Genomic DNA, 18493 nt, shown 5'->3' with positions numbered 1-18493 from the left:
GTTTTGTATTTTATCATAAAAACTAATAAAAAGATATAACAAATATATATATGTTTTAATGTATATATTTGTTATAAGTTGTAATATTAATTTTTCATAATTATGTACTAATGATATAGTTATTTTAATTAGTTTATTAACTAAAATAAGTAAATAATATACTATAGTCAGGTATTATAAAAAAAATATAAAGAATTAATTGAATTTGATAAAAAAATGTACTATACTAAAAGCAACACATCAATAGAAATGTGGAATTTAATAATTCTTTGGAGATTAAAAATGTCTAGAAAAATAGTAATAGCTAGTGCTTGCCGTACAGCAATAGGAAGTATGGGCGGATCTTTAAGTACAGTTCCAGCTGCAGAGTTGGGTGCAGTAGTAATAAAAGAAGCTTTGAATAGAGCTAAAGTTGCTCCTAATCAAGTTGATATGGTATATATGGGTTGTGTTATACAGGCATCACAAGGTCAGAACGTTGCTCGTCAAAGTTCTATAAAAGCAGGATTACCAGTAGAAGTACCTGCTATGACAATAAATGTAGTTTGTGGTTCAGGACTTGATGCAGTGAATATAGCTGCTAATATGATAGCTGCAGGAAATGCTGATATCGTAGTAGCAGGCGGTACTGAAAATATGTCATTAGCTCCTTATGCTCTTAAAAAAGCTCGTTATGGTTACAGACTTGGTAATGATACAGTAATAGATACTATGGTTAATGATGCTTTAACAGATGCATTCAATAATTACCATATGGGTATTACAGCAGAAAATATCTGTGATGATTGGAAACTTACTCGTGAAGAATTAGATGCATTTGCAGCTAATTCTCAGCAGAAAGCAGTTAAAGCTCAGGAAGCTGGAGCTTTCAAAAAAGAAATAGTACCTGTAACTATCAAAACTAAAAAAGGCGATATAGTATTTGATAAAGATGAAGGCCCTAGAGCTGGAACTACAGTAGAAAGCTTGGCTAAATTAAAACCAGCATTCAAACCAGACGGTGGAAGAGTTACAGCAGGTAATTCTTCTAGTATTAATGATGGAGCTGCTGCAGTAGTAGTAATGAGCGAAGAAAAAGCTAAAGAATTAGGTATTAAACCTATGGCTACTTGGATTGCAGGCTGTTTAGGTGGTGTTGAACCTAGAATTATGGGTATCGGACCAGTTGCAGCTACTAAAAAATTAATGGCTAAAACAGGATTAACTATTAAAGATTTCGATATCATTGAATCTAATGAAGCTTTCGCTGCTCAATCAGTTGCAGTTGGTAAAGAATTAGGTATCGATGTAGAGAAACAACTTAACCCTAATGGTGGAGCTATAGCTTTAGGACACCCAGTAGGTGCTTCTGGATGTAGAATCCTTGTTACTTTACTTCATGAAATGGAAGCTAAAAATGCTAAGAGAGGTCTTGCTACTCTTTGTATTGGCGGCGGTATGGGTTGTGCTACTATAGTAGAAAGAGAATAGTAAATAGTACTTTTTAATAATAGATAGTGTTTAAGTCTGATTTATTTAATGAAATAACTTTTAAAAAGTAAGGTTATTAAATACTAGCCTTTGTAATGTGATTTTTTAATACAAAGGCTAGTATATAAATATGAAATTATGCTTCATAATAATAATTTTATTGTGGTAAGGAGAAAAAAATGGAATTTATTAAATATGAAGAAAAAGGTATGATTGGTATTATTACCATAAGCAGAGAAAAAGCTCTTAATGCTCTTAACTCTGAAGTTCTAAATGAAATCGAAAAAGCTTTTGATGCAGTAGATCTTAACAATATAAGATGTTTAATATTAACAGGTGCTGGTGAGAAATCTTTTGTTGCTGGTGCTGATATAGCTGAAATGAGTACATGTACTAAAGCAGAAGGAGAAGCTTTCGGTAAAAAAGGAAATGATGTATTTAGAAAAATAGAAACTTTCCCTATTCCTGTAATCGCAGCAGTTAATGGCTTTGCTTTAGGCGGCGGATGTGAAATAGCTATGAGCTGTGACATACGTATTTGTTCTGAAAATGCTATATTTGGTCAGCCTGAGGTTGGTCTTGGTATTACTCCTGGTTTCGGAGGTACTCAAAGACTTCCAAGAATAGTTGGTGTTGGTATGGCTAAACAAATCATATATTCAGCTAAAAATATAAAAGCTGATGAGGCTTTAAGAATAGGTCTTGTTAATGCTGTTTATCCTCAAGCAGATCTTATGGCTCAAGCTGAAAAATTAGCTAATGCTATAGCTGCAGCTGCTCCTATAGCTGTACGTAATTGTAAAAAAGCTATTAACGAGGGCTTACAAGTTGATATGGATAAAGCTATTGTTATAGAAGAAAAATTATTCGGTTCTTGTTTTGAAACTGAAGACCAAAAAGAAGGTATGAAAGCTTTCTTAGAAAAAAGAAAAGTTGAAAAATTTGTTAATAAATAATATTAAACTATAAAATTAATTTATAGTAACAAAACTAAAATTTAAGGAGTTATAAAATGAAAGTAGGTGTAATTGGTGCAGGTGCTATGGGTTCTGGTATAGCACAAGCTTTTGCTCAAACAGAAGGTTATGAAGTTTATTTATGCGATATAAAAGAAGAATTTGCTGCTGGTGGTAAAGAAAAAATTGCTAAAGGTTTTGCTGGTAGAGTAGCTAAAGGTAAAATGCAGCAGGCTGATGCTGATAAAATTTTAGCTAAAATCACTACTGGTTTAAAAGAAATTTGTAAAGATGCAGATTTAATTGTTGAAGCTGCTTTTGAAAATTTAGAAGTTAAAAAAACAACATTCTCTGAGTTGCATAAAATTTGTAAACCTGATTGTATTTTCTCTTCTAACACTTCTTCTCTTTCTATTACAGAAATAAGTGCTGGAATAGGCAGACCAGTTGTAGGTATGCACTTCTTTAACCCAGCTCCTGTTATGAAATTGGTTGAAGTTATTTCAGGTCTTAATACTCCTAGAGATATCGTTGAAAAAATCATTAAAATATCTGAAGAAATAGGAAAAACTCCTGTAGAGGTTAAAGAAACAGCTGGTTTCGTAGTTAACCGTATACTTGTTCCTATGATCAATGAAGGTATTGAGTTATATTCTATGGGTATTGCTTCAGCTGAGGGTATTGACAATGCTATGAAATTAGGTGCTAATCACCCAATGGGACCTTTAGCTTTAGGTGACTTAATTGGACTTGATATAGTTCTTGCTATTATGGAAGTTCTACAAAAAGAAACAGGTGATCCTAAATACAGACCTAGTGCTTTACTTAAAAAAATGGTTAGAGGCGGATTACTAGGACAGAAAACTGGAAAAGGTTTCTACGATTATACTAAGAAATAATATTATTTTTACTCATTTATATCAAAAATGCGGGTAAGATATGCAAATTATCTTCCCGTATTTTTTTATTTTTATTTTTATTAATATAGTTGTTTAATATAATGAAATAATAATTAGAATAAAAATATAAAAACCGATCTGAAAAGCCATTCCCATATGGACTCAGGGGGTGTTAAGTGAAGCCTTTAGCGAACAAGTAGACACCTTTACAGGTGGGCGAGTATAACAATAATAAAAAATAATAATTTGAACTATATTGTATTTTTATTTGTATTGTTTATATTTTATATAGTGGTATTCTTATAAATAATATTAGTTTATGAAATTATCAAGAATTTAATAAAATTATAAAAAATTTTATTATAATACTATAATATTCAATAATATTAAAATTTTTTATTATATTATATATAAATAATAAAATGGGGATAAAATATGAAATACAGTGAAATAAACAATGAAGGTGTAGAAAAGTTAATGGATATATTCTATGCCAAAATTAGAACACATGAACAATTAGGACCTATATTTAATGGGGCAGTTGGTATTGATGATGCTTCTTGGGAAAGACATAAAGAAAAAATAGCTAAATTTTGGAAGACTATGCTTTTGAATGAAAATTTATATATGGGAAATCCTGTACAGCCTCATATTAATTTACTTCCTTTTGATATTAAACTTTTTGATGTTTGGCTTGATTTGTTTAAAGAATGCTTAAATCAAGTGTTTGAAGAAAAACCGGCTGAACATTTCTATGAAGTAGCTTGTAATATAGCTAAAAATTTCAAAGCAGTATTATTTCAGCAATAAATGATATTTCAAGGTGAAGGATAATTTTATAATATACTTTTATCCTTTGCCTTTATACATCTGATATATTTTTTCTTATTTTCTCTAATATTGATATAAATTTATCAGCATCTTCCTCAGTCAATTCTTTTACTATATTTTCCAAAACTTTATTTTCATAAGTTTCCATAATAGGAAGATTTTCTTTTGCTTTATCTGTTAGAAATAATGAAAAGGCTCTTTTATCAAGTTTATTTTCTTTTCTAATTATAAAAGATTTTAATTCCAATTTGTCTATCATAGCTTTAACAGTATTTTGATCTTTATCTAGTCTGAATGATAATTCTTTTTGAGATATTCCTTCTTCTTTTGCAAGTTCTTTTAATACTATTAACTGTTCCGGTGTAATATCAAATTCATTTATTTGTTTGCCTATATACTGATATATTTTTCTAGCAGTATAACAAACATCATATCCTATATTTTTAATATTAAACTCCTTATATAAAAAATGCTATCATAAACTGATATTATGATAGCATATATTTTATTTTTTGTTAATAATTGCTGCTGTTTTTTATTTATTTAATTCTTTTTCAGCTCTTTCTATTAAAGAGTTTAAATATTTTTCCATATTCTCTTTTGACATAATGAATGGATTTTGTTCATTTGCCTTTAGATTGCCTACTTTTTCTAAATTAGCATATCCATTATCAGCGAATAAATGTGCTGTTAATGATACAGATGCATTTCTTGATATAGCTTCTTTTTTGAAGTATTCAGCTGAAGTTTTATATTTTGATATTAAATCTCTATCTTTTGGAAGTCCTGTTCCTCCCCAAAGTACAGCAGTATATTCTTTTCCTCTGAATTTTACAGGAAATATAAAAGAAGTACATCCTGCAGTATGACCAGGTGTTTCTAATATAGTTATGCTTGTATCTCCTAGTTTTATTATATCTTTATCTTTTGAATATATATCAACTTTTGTTTTTGGGGAACGAGGAGAATTGGCTCCAGTGTTTAAATTGTACATTAAATCGGTGTCTGTTTTTGTAAGTATAACTTTAGCACCGTATTTCTCTCTTAAATATTTAGCTCCGCCGTAATGATCTCCATGTCCATGACTTAATATTATATATTTTAATTGTTTTGGGTCCAATCCGAAGCCTTTAATACCATCTTCTATAAGTTTAGCATCTCTGTCGTCCCACATAGAATCTATTAATATTAAGCCGTCTGATGTACTTATTACCCAAGCGACAACACTCACAGTGCCTATACAATATACATTATCAAATACTTTAGTTGGTTTTAGAGGAGTATTATCGTTTAGGTAATCCATCGGAGTCTTTTCAGCTGCAAACACTGAAAAAATTAATATTAAATAAATGAAAAAAGTTTTTTGCCAAAATAACATAAATTCATACCTCCTTATCAATTAAATAATAATACGTATACGTACTAATGTCAATATGAATAATTGTTTTTTATGAAAAAAATGAAAAAATTATATAATAGTGATTATAATAATATTTTATATATGTTATAATGATGCAATCTTATGCTTTGGAAAGTATTATGTTAAGAAAGTCATTAATTATAATTTTTCTTTTTATTGCTGGTATATTATATTCTCAGGAATCTCAAGACCCTCCTGTGAGCATACCAATAATAAAAGCTATAGCCAACAATGATATTAAAACTTTACAAAAATTAATAAAAGATGGGGCAGATGTAAACGTTAAAGATGCTGAAGGTAATACTCCTCTTATATGGGCTTCGCTTCTTGGTTTTGATAAGATTGTAGAGGAATTATTATCAAATGATGCTGATATTAATATGGGAAATAGTTTTGGAAATACTCCTGTAATGGCTGCTGTATTAGAGGGAAAAAGCAGTACTGTAAGGATTTTAATATCAAAAGGAGCTGATTTAAATTTAAAAAATAAAGATGGCTGGACTGCTGTAATGTGGGCTTGTGTTAATGGTAATTTATCAGTTCTCAAAATGCTTGTTAATGCAAAGGCTGAAGTAAATATAAAAGATGTTAATGGAAGTACTCCTTTGATGGTGGCCTCAGACAGTGGATATGCTGATATTGTAAGAGAGCTTATAAAATTAGATACTAATGTTAATGAAAAGAATAAATTCGGTGATACTGCAATAATGATGGGAGCTATTATTGGAGATGTCAGCATCGTAAGAGAATTAATAAAAGCCGGTGCAAATATAGATGAAAAAGGTTCTAATGGCGGATCTGCTTTAATATATGCTGCTAGATTTGGAAGAACAGATGTAGTAAGAGAATTATTAAAGAATAATGCTGATATTAATATAACAGCTGATGATGGTACTTCTCCTATATTGGCAGCTTGTATAGACGGACATAGTGATATTGTAAAAGAATTAATAAAGAACAATGCTGATATTAATAAAGCTGATAATGTGGGATATCGTCCATTGATAGTTTCTGCCATAGAGGATCATATAGTAATAGTTGAAGCTTTATTGAAGGCTGGTGCGGATATTGAAGCTACTACTAATGAAGGATATACTGCATTAATGGGGGCCGCTATTAGAGGAAATTTGGAAATGGCACAGGTTTTACTAGATGCAGGAGCCGATATAAATCATAAAGCATCTGATGGAAAGACTGCATTAAGTATGGCTGAAGAAAAAGAACAGGAAGAGATGGTGAATTTTCTTAAAGCTAATGGAGCAAAATAATTTTTAATATTATAAAAAGTAAGTTAGTTTATTATTAATATTGTATATACATAAAATATTAATAATAATAATATTGATTAAATAATTTATTTGATGTTTGTATATGAGTTTTGCAACAATTAAAATTATTATTCTTTATTATTGCTAATAAAAATTGTTCGCTCTGAGGCTCTGTCAAGTAAACTTGCCAGAGCCTCACAATTTTTATAGTTGGCTTTACAATATTTAAAAATTATTATTTTTAATCATTCATTATGATTAATGGGTATTGTTTTTTTACTCATTAATAATATAATATTATTCACAATAAAAAAATAATTAGGGTATTAATGTTTAAAGACAGCAATATAACAACTCAGGATTTACTTAGATCCGTAAGACAAATAGAAATAAAAACTTCAAAAATAGTTAACTCTTATTTTGCAGGACAATATCATTCTGCTTTCAAAGGTCAGGGTATAGAGTTTGATGAAGTAAGAAAATATACTATAGGCGATGATGTAAGGGCTATGGACTGGAAGGTTAGTGCTAGATATAATGAGCCTTTCATTAAACGTTTCAGAGAAGAGCGTGAACTTAGCGTTGTAATACTTGCAGATTTTTCGGCTTCTACAGATTTCGGATTCACTAAAACAAAACATAATTTAATAGTAGAGCTTAGTGCATTGCTTAGCTTTTCAGCTTTAAAAAATAATGATAAAGTGGGGCTTTTAATATTTACAGATACTGTAGAGAAATTCATTCCTTTAAATAAAGGTAAAAATCATGTACTTAGAATAATAAGAGAGCTTATAGAGTTCAATCCTAAAAGCACTCAAACTAATGTAGCAAGTGCATTAGAATATTTTAATAGAATACAGAAAAGAGATAGTATCACTTTTTTGATTACAGATGCCTGTTCTGAACTTCCAAAAAAGGAAATAGATATTACTAGAAAACGTCATGATTTTATAGTATGCTTAGTCAATGATAGCTTGGAATATCATCTTCCTAGTTTGGGTGGTACTTTGGTGTTGTCTGACTTAGAAAATGACGATTATGTTTATTTTGATATGTCCAATAAAAAAATAAGAGAAGAATATTTTAATGAACAGAATAGAATCATGGAAGAAAGACTCAATTTTTTGAAAAGAAATTCTATAGAGCGTATTGTCCTTGATACTTCCAGCGATTATGTTAATGATGTAATGAAGTTTTTTGTCAAGAGAAGAAGATAAATTTTAGGATTTGTTATGACAAAAGATATGACTGTCGGCAGTCCATTCAAAACTATAATATATTTCTCCATACCAATGCTTATAGGAGGAATATTTCAGCAGTTTTACGGTGTTGCAGATACCATTATAATAGGTAAATTTGCAGGTTCTAGGGCTTTAGCTTCTATAGGGGCTACAACTTCTACTATGTTTTTCTTTTTATCATTTGCAGTAGGATTTACAAATGCATTTGCTATAGTTATGGGACAGTTCTTCGGTGCTAAGAATGATAATATGCTTAGAAAAACTTTTTTAAACTCTATTTATGTAACATTGGGAAGTTCTTTAATACTTTTGATATTCGGTTTATTTTTTCTAAAGCCTTTGATGATTCTTTTAAAAACTCCTGATGATATAATAGAAAACTCCATAATTTATTTGAGAATATGCGTAGGCTTATCATTCGGACAGCTTTTCTATAATGGTGCAGCTAGTATATTAAGGGCTTTGGGAGACAGTAAAACTCCTTTATATTTTTTAATACTAACAACTGTACTTAATATTATATTGGATTTAATTTTCGTAGTTTTATTAAATATGAATGTTGCCGGTGTTGCAATAGCCACTGTAATATCTCAAATGATTTCGGCTTTTTTGAGTATACTCTATATTATAAAGAAATTTCCTATCTTGAAATTGAGTAAAGATGATATGTCATTTGATTCTAATAATTTACTTATGATAATAAAAATAGGCTTGTCTATGAGTGTACAGGCTATATTCTTATCAATAGGCGAGATGATTATAAGCGGTGTAGTTAATACTTTCGGTACTAATGTTGTGGCATCATATACTACAGGAAACAGAATAAATCAATTTGCTTCTATGGCTTTTTTTGTTATTTCGGAGGCCTTTGCCGTATACACAGCACAAAATTTCGGAGCAGGTAAAATTGACAGAATAAAATCAGGTTTTAAAAGCATAATATTACTTTCTTTATCATTGAGCATATTAGCCACTGTAATAATATTTTTATTCGGCGATCATTTAGTTAGAATATTCATATCAAGCAAAGATGAATATATAGATATAATATCAGAAATATGTAAGGGTTATTTAAGAATATCTTCTTTATTCTATCCATTTTTAGGTATAATAGTTTTATATAATAATTCTGTAAGAGCCATAGGAAAGGCATTGATTCCTTTAATATCTGGAATTACAGAAATTATTATTAAAATAGGAGGTTCTTTGCTTTTATCAATACCTTTTGGATATATAGGAGTATGGTTTGCTAATCCTGTAGGCTGGGCTGTTGGTATAATTCCAACATGCATATATTTTCATAAATACGCTTTTAAAATAAAAAGACAATAATGCTATAAATAAATATACTTAAAAATAGCTTTTATAATTAATAATATATGTTAAATATAAAAGCTGTAGAAATTATGTCAATTGCAATAATATAATAACTAATTCTTAAATATACAAAAAATATAAAATATAAGTTGAAAAAATCATATATGTAATATAACATATATAAATATTCCTTAACTAATAATAGTAGGATTAGCATATGATAAAGAACTTAATTAATAAAAACAAAAAATTATACTTTATACTTCTTTTATTGATTCTTATTATAGTTTTGATGATATCTTGTAAGAAAATAAATATACTAGGTCCAAACAATATACCGCCTCCAACTGATTTTAGATTGCCTGAAGACACTATACCCGGACATATAGATGTTAATCCAATGCCCGCTAAAAATGGAGAAGTATTTGGAAGTTTTCAGAGGAAGTTTAAATATCAAGGCAAATGGTATGTATTGGCTGACTATATGTATGATTATGACCCTAAAACTAAAACATTAAATAGAAAAGCTGAAGATATAATACTTCAAATAGATAATAATGGAAATATAGTAGTTTATGATAAAGACAGTAAGGGCTATCGTTATTTATTAAGAATGAATGTAATAGAAGAAAACAGAGTTTTATATGAAGATGATTATTATGGAAGTTATTCATATTCTTCAAGTTCTTTTACTACTACAGACTGTAAAGGCGAAGAAGATTATCATACATTTAGCACAGGCATAACTTTTAATAATGAGATAAGAACATCATCAGATTTAATAAATTGGACAACAGAAGGTTCTAGAAATAACGTTTATAAAGCTTTTCCTTCAGTAAGTACAGACCCTAATGCTAGCTTTCAAGGAAGATATGGAGCTAGAGGTTATAAAATTGTAGAGTTTAAAGATTATATATATTTAATAGGTTTAGAAGAAGATTTTAGAGAACAAAATGCTTTAGATGGATGCCGAAATGAAAATCAGGGACCATTTACTGTAAGTAAGAACGTTTATTACAGAATAGATAAAAATAAAGATACTTCTATAGGTGCTAATTGGGAGAAGATTAATACTCTTTGGGGACAAAGAAGTAGTCTTAATGTTCGATATGATAAAGATAAAATATATGTTACAAAAGGTGAAAGATCATATTGGGAATGGATAGGTCCTCCTTATTGGACTCCTAAAGAGCAATCTTTTGAAAATGATAGTACTATATGGTCAAGTACTGATGGTGTAACTTGGAATATAGAGCGTAATTCTGCGGATTATGATAATGCGGAGGAGATATCTTCCTATTATGATATTGCTGTTGGAGGAAATTTACCTTATATAAAAAATAGAATAAAAACTCCTGAAGAACCTGATTGGATAAAACTTGATAATGGAAGATATTATAAATCTGATAACTCGCCTTATGGAACTTATACAATAAATAATAAAACTTATTATGTTCCTATACCTCCTTATGAAGAAATAAGAGCTGCTTATGACAGTGGGCAGGAATATTTTACTATTACAGAAGAACATATAAAAAGTGCTGGGCTTAATCAGTTTTTAACCAAGGATAAAGAGCCGAATAAAGATGAAGATTGGACAGTTATCACTCCTATAGACTATACAGATAAATTAATGGTATGGCAGAGCGGGGGCGAAAAAGTTATGCTTAATATTAATAATAAGGCAGTTCAGCTTGTAGACTATAGGCAAATAGAAGCTATGTACAATAGCATTAAAGAATATTCTATTGTAATAAATTATTTAAGAAAAACAGCAAAAGAATTGAGAGATGGAACTTATTGGAGTGATTTTGCCAATGATTATATAAAAGATGTACTTCTTGGTATGGAGTATGATGCTAGGGCTGATATGCTTGAGCTTTTGAAAAGTAATAGAGAATATATTATGCCTGATGAGGCTGTTACACATTATACTGTGGAGTTTAAATATTAATTTGTAAATACTTGAAAATAATTTTTTTATTATATAGAATAATTTTGTATTGTTCCTTATCTATTTATTTCAGATTATAATATCTAAAAATTAGGATAAATTTATGAATATAAATGATATTAATTATATTATAGATGATTATATAAAAATAATGGCTAAAAATAATAATATTGATTCTATAGTTTTATCAGGTTCAAAAACTAGCTTGATTAATGATGATATGTCAGATTATGATATTTATGTTTACTGTAAGGCTTCAGCAAAGAGCAGAGAGGATATGGATTCAAGAAAAGAGTTTGCCTCTAAGTATGCATCTTACTTTGAAATAGGCAATGATTATTTTGAGCATGGTGATGAGATGATACTTAAAGAAAGCGGTATATGTTTGGATTTTATGTATAGAGATTTGTCTTGGATTGAAGGAGAGATGGAATATGTGTGGAGAGGATGCAATTCAAAAATAGGGTATACTACTGCTTTTTTATACAATATTAAACATTCTAATATACTTTATGATAAAGAAGGAAAATTCAAGAAATTTCAAGATGAATTAAACTTAGAATATCCTGAAAAATTAAAAAATAATATAATAGAAAAGAATTTCAATGTTATGTACGGCAAAAAAATAGCGTCATTTTATGAACAATTGGAGAAAGCTGTAAAAAGAAATGATATTGTAAGCATTAATCATAGAATTAGTGCTATATTATCATCATATTTTGATATTTTATTCGCTTTAAATAAAGAACTTCATGTGGGAGAGAAGAAACTTATACAGTATGCATTAAAATTATGCAGGAAAATACCCGATAATTTTGATAAAGATATAAAAAATGTTATATTTTATGATGAAAATATTTTAGAAAAAGTTAAAATTCTTATTGAAAATATTCAAAAAATTTTGTAAATTATAACTCATAAATTTCATTAATATATTATATTATTTTTTTATTGTATTGAAAATAATTTTATGATATAATATTGTAAGTATTTAATTTTGTTTTAATAGGAAAAATCAATGGAGAATCTAGAGGAGCTTCATAGCTTTTTAAAAAACAGCATAGAAAATGCTAATACTCAAGCAGAAATAGATGATATAAGGATTCGTTATTTAGGACGAAAAGGAAAGATAACAGAGCTTTTGAAAAGTTTATCTTCTATAGATAATATTGAGGAGAAAAAAGAGTTCGGTAAAAAGATTAATGAGATAAAGAATTACTGTGAGAATGCTTTATCCGAAAAGAAAAATGCCATATCCGAACAGGAATTTTTATCTTCTTTGGAGAAAAATAAAATAGATATAACTATGCCAGGAAGAAGACCTAAATCTGCATCAATTAATCTTCTTACTAGAGTAGAAGAGGAAATAGTATCTATTTTAACAGAAATAGGTTTCAGAGTTGTGGAAGGTAATGAAATAGAAGATGATTTTCATAACTTTGAGGCATTAAATATTCCTTATTATCACCCTTCAAGAGATAGCCATGACTCTTTCTTTATTTCTAAAGAGCATGTATTAAGAACTCATACATCAGGTATGCAGATAAGAACTATGCTTGAAACACCTCCTCCTATAGCGGTAGTTTCTCCAGGTAAATGTGCTAGAAGAGATGCTATAGATTCAAAACATTCTCCTGTATTCCATCAAGTAGAAGGACTTATGGTTGATAAAGGAATAAGTTTTAATGATTTGAAAGGTATATTAGAATTATTCTGTAAAAGAATGTTCGGAGATAAAACCCAAATAAGATTAAGACCGGATTATTTCCCATTCGTAGAGCCGGGTGCTGATTTGAGTGCTACTTGTGTAATATGCGGCGGAAGCGGATGTAAAACCTGCGGAGGAGAAGGCTGGCTTGAATTAATGGGTGCCGGTATGATTCATCCTAATGTATTTAAACATGTTGGTTATGATATAACTAAATATACAGGTTTTGCCTTTGGAATGGGTATAGAAAGAGTTGCAATGATTAAATACGGTATAACTGATATAAGAATGTTCTATGAAAATGATATAGATTTCTTAAAGCAGTGGTAAATAGTAGGAAAAAATATTTAATTAAGCTTTATAGGCTGATTTATATAGATAATAAAAAGTTAGCATACTAAATAAAAATATTTTTTATAAGTGAATTAAGTTGAGGATATAATAATGAGAGTTCCATTAAGTTGGCTAAAAGAATTTGTTAATTTAGACGGATTTAGTGTAGAAGAAATTGCCAAACAAATAACACTTGCCGGAAGTGAAATTTCATCAATAGAAACTACTGGAGGGGATATACCAAGCGTTATTATTGGTAAAATAGTATCTGTACATAAACATCCAGATGCTGATAAATTAAGTGTATGTAAAGTTGATGTTGGTGATGGAGATACACTCTCAATAGTATGCGGTGCCTCAAATGTAAGAGAAGGTATATATGTTCCTATAGCTATGATAGGTGCTAAACTTCCTAATGGACTTACAATCAAAAAGGCTTCTATAAGAGGTTTTGAAAGTAATGGTATGATATGTTCCAGAACCGAATTAGGTTATGAAGAAGCTGAAGGTGTTTATGGAATTTGGATATTAGATGAAGATATAGAAAAAGTACATGCTGATAAGGACAGTATATTAGGTAATTCGCTTTCAACTATAGTAGGAAGCACAGATCATATATTCAATGTTGAAATCACAGCAAACAGAGGCGATTTAGTAAGTATTATAGGTTTTGCTAGAGAATGTTCTTTGGTTTTAGAGAGAAGAGTAAGCATTCCATCTGTTAATACTTATGATGCTGCAGGCGGTAATATAGATATAACAGTTGAAAATCAGGAAAGCTGCTATAAATATGTAGGAAGGCTTATAAAAGATATAACTGTAGGACCTTCTCCTGATTGGATGCAGAAAAGATTAAAGATGTGCGGAATCAATCCTATCAATAATATAGTAGACGTTACAAACTATGTTATGCTTGAATACGGACAGCCTTTGCATGCTTATGACTTTGATAAAATAAAAGACGGTAAAGTAATAGTTAGAAATGCTAGAAGCGGAGAAAAAATCACTTTACTTGATGGCAGAGAAATAGATCTTACAGATGATGTTTTAGTTATAGCCGACAGTGAAAAGCCTATAGGTGTTGCCGGAGTTATGGGCGGAGATAATACAAAGATTGAAAGCGAAACTAAAACTATTTTAATAGAAAGTGCATATTTTGATCATATAGCTGTGAAAAAATCTACAATAGCAACTAAAACAAAAACAGATGCTTCATACAGATTTGAAAGAGATATAGATCATACTCTTACTCTTGCAGCTTTGAATAGGGTTGTTGATTTAATAGTTACTCTAGATAATGGATGTAAAATAGCTTCAAGATCTAAAGAGGTTAATGTTAAGCAGTTTGATGCTAATATAATAGTATTTGACTGCGGACTTGTAAAAAGATATTTAGGTCTTAATATGAATAAGATGGAAATATCTTCTATATTCAAGAGATACGGATTTAAAGCTGTAGCACTTGGAGAGAATAACCTTAAAGTAGAAATACCTTATTACAGACATGATTTATCTATAGCTGAGGATTTGATAGAGGAAATAGCTAGAGTTTACGGCTATAATAATATATCTTCAAATGTACCTCATATCAAATGTAATCCTATAAATACAGATTATTCTGAAGTTAGCTTTGTTAAGCATAGAATGGCTTCTTACGGACTTTATGAAACTAAGCAGTATTCTATGGGTGATAGTAATGTATTTAAGTCTATGGGAATAGAGGAAGAAAAACTTATAAAAGTAGTAAATCCATTAACTAATGAAATGGATGTTTTAAGACCTACAACTTTAGCTTCTCTTCTTGATAGTGTTGCTTATAATCAGAATCATAGACATAAAAACGGTGCTTTATTTGAAGTAGGTAATATATTCTATAAAGAAAATGAAAACTTTATGGAAGAAAAGCATTTATCTGCTGTAATGTTCGGGCTTTATCAAGAAAAATTATGGAATAAAGAAGCTAGAGCTTATGACTTCTTTGATATGAGCGGAGTTATTGAAGAGCTTTTAATAAGAGATTTAAAATGCACTGATTATAATTTAATACCTAAAGAGCATAAATGGTTTATACCTACTATGTCTGGTGAAATTGTTATATTCGGTGAGAAAATAGGTATTATTGGAAGACTTCATCCTAAACTTCTTAAACTTTTTGACATAAGCGGTGAAGTTTATTTCTTGGATATTGATATCAGAAAAACTTTGAAATTGGTTAAAGAGAGAGTTAAAAAACAGAAGTTAAAAGATATAGGTAAATATCCTGCAGTATTCAGAGATTTAGCTTTGGTTTGTTCTAATAATATAGAGTTCAGCAAAGTTATTAAATCTATAAGTAAATTTAATAATATTATACAGAATGTTAGCGTAGTTGATAGATATGTGGGCGAACAGGTAGAAGAAGGAAAACAGTCAATTGCAATATCTATAACTTATTATGATCCTAATAAAACTTTAAGAGAAGAAGATATTAACAGTGTAGAAAAATCTTTGCTTGAAATGCTTAAAACAAGATTTGATATTAATTTAAGAGCTTAATTTGTAAAAGAGGTTTTATAATGGAATACGATATAATCACTTGGGAAAATATAGATGAAGCTATAGAAATATTAGCTAAACAAATAGAAGATTCAAAGATTCATTATGAAGTTATTTACGGATTGGCAAGAGGCGGATTAGTACCTGCTGTTATGCTTTCTCATAGACTTAAAATCCCTATGGTTTTAAATATGGAAGAGGTTTGGAGATTGAAAGTAAAGAATAAAGCCGCTTTAATAGTTGATGATATATCAGATACTGGTGAGACTTTAAAATATTTTGATGATCAGAAATTTGATATTGCTACTTTATTTGTAAGAGAGCATACAAGCAAGATAAAGCCTAGATATAGTTATAAAAATATTAATCATGATAATTGGCTTTTATTTCCTTGGGAGACTAAATCATCTAGTAAATAATTATAAATTTTAATATTATAAATAAAACAAACATTTTCTTATATTTCTATAGGATATGTTTGTTTTTTTATATTTAAAGATAAAGTAATATATAGTATACTTTTGCTTTGACAAAGTTTTTTATTTTATGTATAATTGATAAAAAGTTGATAATTATGAATCAGGAAGTTAAAAGTTACATACATGATAAATTAAAACGTATTCCGGATAAGTCTGGAGTATATTTTATGAAGGACTCCAAATCCGAAATAATTTATATAGGTAAAGCTAAATCTCTAAAGAAAAGAGTTTCATCATATTTTAATAATTCTAATAAAGATGCTAAAACTACAGCATTAGTTGAGCATATAAGAGATATTGAATATATACTTACAGAAAATGAAGTTGAGGCTTTGATATTAGAAGCTGAGATGATAAGAAAGCATAAGCCTCATTATAATATACTTCTTAAAGATCAGAAATCATTTCCATTTATAGCGATTACAAATGAGCATTTTCCAAGGGTTATAAAGGCTAGAAATGTAATAGATAAAGATAATGCCAGAAAATATAAAAAGTATTACGGACCTTATGTTGCTGCTGAAAGGGCGGATAATATAGTAAAGTTTATAATTGATAATTTCAAATTAAGAAGATGTAAATATGATTTTCCGCTTAAAAGACCTATAAGACCATGCCTTTATCATCATATAGGAAAATGTACCGCTCCTTGTGCTGATTTAATTAAAGAAGAAGATTATGATAAAACTATAGATGATGCCATAATGGTGCTTGAGGGCAATGTTGATGAATTGGTGGCTAGATTAAAACAAGAGATGTTTGTTCATGCTGAAAAGTTGGAGTTTGAAGCGGCTAAAGATTTGAGAGATAAAATTGACTTACTTAAATATATAACAGTAGAACAGAGTATTTATATTCCTGAAAGCGATGATATTGATATAATAGGAGCTTATGGAGAGAATGGCAATTATACTATAGTGATTTTATCGGTTAAAGGCGGTAAACTTGCAGACAGAAAAACTTTTAGTATGCAGTCTCCTAATGATGAAGATTATTATAATGAAAATAATATGTCTAAATATTCAGAAATACTTTCTGCATTCTTTACTCAATATTATACTCATGCCAATTTGATACCGGCTTCTATATCTACAGATTTTCCTCTTAATGATGTTGATATAATAAAGGATTATTTAAAGCAGGTTTCAGGAAGAGATGTTGATATAAAATTAGATAAAAGCAGAAAAGGTTTAATGGCAATAGCAAATGAAAATGCCAAACATTTATTTAAAGAAAAAGCATTGATTAGAGAAGTACCTTTAGGCATAACAAGACTTCAGGAAATATTCAAATTGAAAAAAGCACCTAGCATAATAGAGTCTTTCGATATAGCACATATTCAGGGAAGCTATACTATGGCTGGTATGGTGCGATTTGTTAATGGAGTTTCAGATAATAAAAATTATAGAATATTTAATATGAAAACAGTTACAGGCATAGATGACTTCGCTTCAATAAAAGAGGCAGTTTACAGAAGATACAAAAGATTAAGAGATGAGAACCTTACTTTTCCAGACTTAATACTTATAGACGGAGGTAAAGGACAGCTTAATTCAGCTATAGAGGCATTGAAGGAACTTGATATAAAAGGACAGCCTATAATGGCATTAGCTAAAAAGTTTGAGGAAATATATTTGCCTAATAGAAATGAACCTGTACAGCTTAGCGATAATGAGCCTGCAAGATTATTTTTACAGAAGGTAAGAGATGAAACTCACAGATGGGTTAACAGCAGTCATGGTAAGAAAAGAAGCAGAGAGATGGTCAGAAGCGAACTTGAAAGCATAGAGGGAATAGGTAAGAAAACTATAGAGAAATTATATTCTCATTTTATAAATATAGACAATATAAAAAATGCATCATTTGAAAGCATTAGAAATATACCCGGAATAAGCTATAAAGCAGCAAATAATATATATGATCATTTTCATAAATAATCTATTTGTATTGATGAGTAGTATATACCTAAACAACTATACTTTGTCAAATATTCGCCATATGGGCTTTCCGCACGGTATTGCAAATCATTATGGATAGTCAACTATATGTGCGGCTGATTACTTATAATTATACAAAATTAAT

At 29.3% G+C, this 18493-nt stretch carries 15 protein-coding genes; 13 read left to right on the top strand and 2 right to left on the bottom strand.

Annotated features, from left to right (window positions below):
- Window positions 1-282 precede the first annotated feature (282 nt).
- The 4 genes from BINT_RS09345 (at window position 283) to BINT_RS09330 (ending at window position 4135) form a co-directional block, all read left to right on the top strand.
- Window positions 283-1470, top strand: a complete 1188-nt coding sequence (locus tag BINT_RS09345) for a thiolase family protein (protein WP_014488328.1) — start codon at window positions 283-285, stop codon at window positions 1468-1470.
- A gap of 179 nt (window positions 1471-1649) precedes the next feature.
- On the top strand, window positions 1650-2426 hold the full coding sequence (locus BINT_RS09340) for an enoyl-CoA hydratase-related protein (RefSeq protein ID WP_014488327.1): 777 nt from the start codon (window positions 1650-1652) through the stop codon (window positions 2424-2426).
- 56 nt (window positions 2427-2482) lie between these two features.
- Complete coding sequence (locus BINT_RS09335) at window positions 2483-3325, top strand: 3-hydroxyacyl-CoA dehydrogenase family protein (RefSeq protein ID WP_014488326.1); 843 nt, start codon at window positions 2483-2485, stop codon at window positions 3323-3325.
- A gap of 435 nt (window positions 3326-3760) precedes the next feature.
- Window positions 3761-4135, top strand: a complete 375-nt coding sequence (locus BINT_RS09330) for a group III truncated hemoglobin (RefSeq protein WP_014488325.1) — start codon at window positions 3761-3763, stop codon at window positions 4133-4135.
- Window positions 4136-4187: 52 nt separating this feature from the next.
- Here BINT_RS09330 and BINT_RS14560 read toward each other — a convergent pair whose 3' ends face one another.
- Both BINT_RS14560 and BINT_RS09320 read right to left on the bottom strand, forming a co-directional pair.
- Complete coding sequence (locus BINT_RS14560) at window positions 4188-4538, bottom strand: MarR family winged helix-turn-helix transcriptional regulator (protein WP_407636876.1); 351 nt, start codon at window positions 4536-4538, stop codon at window positions 4188-4190.
- Window positions 4539-4691: 153 nt separating this feature from the next.
- A complete protein-coding gene (locus tag BINT_RS09320) occupies window positions 4692-5534 on the bottom strand; it encodes an MBL fold metallo-hydrolase (RefSeq protein ID WP_083818250.1) in 843 nt (280 codons plus the stop codon).
- Between the two features lie 161 nt (window positions 5535-5695).
- On the opposite strand from BINT_RS09320, the gene BINT_RS09315 reads away from it, so the two are divergent.
- The 9 genes from BINT_RS09315 to uvrC all read left to right on the top strand — a co-directional run bounded on the left by BINT_RS09315 (window position 5696) and on the right by uvrC (window position 18348).
- Window positions 5696-6844 carry an ankyrin repeat domain-containing protein gene (locus BINT_RS09315; RefSeq protein WP_014488322.1) on the top strand — a complete coding sequence of 383 codons (1149 nt, stop codon included), beginning with the start codon at window positions 5696-5698 and terminating at the stop codon, window positions 6842-6844.
- Between the two features lie 329 nt (window positions 6845-7173).
- Window positions 7174-8061, top strand: a complete 888-nt coding sequence (locus BINT_RS09310) for a DUF58 domain-containing protein (protein ID WP_014488321.1) — start codon at window positions 7174-7176, stop codon at window positions 8059-8061.
- A gap of 15 nt (window positions 8062-8076) precedes the next feature.
- On the top strand, window positions 8077-9417 hold the full coding sequence (locus BINT_RS09305) for an MATE family efflux transporter (protein WP_014488320.1): 1341 nt from the start codon (window positions 8077-8079) through the stop codon (window positions 9415-9417).
- Window positions 9418-9619: 202 nt separating this feature from the next.
- Complete coding sequence (locus BINT_RS09300) at window positions 9620-11356, top strand: glycoside hydrolase family protein (protein WP_014488319.1); 1737 nt, start codon at window positions 9620-9622, stop codon at window positions 11354-11356.
- Window positions 11357-11459: 103 nt separating this feature from the next.
- The gene (locus BINT_RS09295; protein ID WP_014488318.1) at window positions 11460-12263 is read left to right on the top strand and encodes a DUF4037 domain-containing protein; all 804 of its coding nucleotides are present in this window, start codon (window positions 11460-11462) and stop codon (window positions 12261-12263) included.
- 111 nt (window positions 12264-12374) lie between these two features.
- Window positions 12375-13394, top strand: coding sequence for a phenylalanine--tRNA ligase subunit alpha (pheS, locus tag BINT_RS09290; RefSeq protein WP_014488317.1), 1020 nt, complete (start codon window positions 12375-12377; stop codon window positions 13392-13394).
- Window positions 13395-13508: 114 nt separating this feature from the next.
- A complete protein-coding gene (gene pheT, locus BINT_RS09285; protein ID WP_014488316.1) occupies window positions 13509-15932 on the top strand; it encodes a phenylalanine--tRNA ligase subunit beta in 2424 nt (807 codons plus the stop codon).
- Window positions 15933-15952: 20 nt separating this feature from the next.
- The gene (locus tag BINT_RS09280) at window positions 15953-16351 is read left to right on the top strand and encodes a phosphoribosyltransferase (RefSeq protein WP_014488315.1); all 399 of its coding nucleotides are present in this window, start codon (window positions 15953-15955) and stop codon (window positions 16349-16351) included.
- Between the two features lie 155 nt (window positions 16352-16506).
- Window positions 16507-18348: an excinuclease ABC subunit UvrC gene (uvrC, locus tag BINT_RS09275; RefSeq protein WP_014488314.1), complete on the top strand. Its 1842-nt coding sequence runs from the start codon at window positions 16507-16509 to the stop codon at window positions 18346-18348.
- Window positions 18349-18493 lie beyond the last annotated feature (145 nt).

Origin of the sequence: Brachyspira intermedia PWS/A (assembly GCF_000223215.1) — a bacterium.
In the GTDB taxonomy this organism is placed as follows: domain Bacteria; phylum Spirochaetota; class Brachyspiria; order Brachyspirales; family Brachyspiraceae; genus Brachyspira; species Brachyspira intermedia.
Note: the sequence above shows the minus strand (reverse complement) of the source record. Positions and strands in the feature narration are given on the sequence as shown.

Bases quoted from the DNA above. Each gene is read 5' to 3' on its own strand.
- BINT_RS09345 (WP_014488328.1), top strand. From the start codon at position 283: ATGTCTAGAAAAATAGTAATAGCTAGTGCTTGCCGTACAGCAATAGGA.
- BINT_RS09340 (WP_014488327.1), top strand. From the start codon at position 1,650: ATGGAATTTATTAAATATGAAGAAAAAGGTATGATTGGTATTATTACC.
- BINT_RS09335 (WP_014488326.1), top strand. From the start codon at position 2,483: ATGAAAGTAGGTGTAATTGGTGCAGGTGCTATGGGTTCTGGTATAGCA.
- BINT_RS09330 (WP_014488325.1), top strand. From the start codon at position 3,761: ATGAAATACAGTGAAATAAACAATGAAGGTGTAGAAAAGTTAATGGAT.
- BINT_RS09320 (WP_083818250.1), bottom strand. From the start codon at position 5,534: ATGTTATTTTGGCAAAAAACTTTTTTCATTTATTTAATATTAATTTTT.
- BINT_RS09315 (WP_014488322.1), top strand. From the start codon at position 5,696: ATGTTAAGAAAGTCATTAATTATAATTTTTCTTTTTATTGCTGGTATA.
- BINT_RS09310 (WP_014488321.1), top strand. From the start codon at position 7,174: ATGTTTAAAGACAGCAATATAACAACTCAGGATTTACTTAGATCCGTA.
- BINT_RS09305 (WP_014488320.1), top strand. From the start codon at position 8,077: ATGACAAAAGATATGACTGTCGGCAGTCCATTCAAAACTATAATATAT.
- BINT_RS09300 (WP_014488319.1), top strand. From the start codon at position 9,620: ATGATAAAGAACTTAATTAATAAAAACAAAAAATTATACTTTATACTT.
- BINT_RS09295 (WP_014488318.1), top strand. From the start codon at position 11,460: ATGAATATAAATGATATTAATTATATTATAGATGATTATATAAAAATA.
- pheS (WP_014488317.1), top strand. From the start codon at position 12,375: ATGGAGAATCTAGAGGAGCTTCATAGCTTTTTAAAAAACAGCATAGAA.
- pheT (WP_014488316.1), top strand. From the start codon at position 13,509: ATGAGAGTTCCATTAAGTTGGCTAAAAGAATTTGTTAATTTAGACGGA.
- BINT_RS09280 (WP_014488315.1), top strand. From the start codon at position 15,953: ATGGAATACGATATAATCACTTGGGAAAATATAGATGAAGCTATAGAA.
- uvrC (WP_014488314.1), top strand. From the start codon at position 16,507: ATGAATCAGGAAGTTAAAAGTTACATACATGATAAATTAAAACGTATT.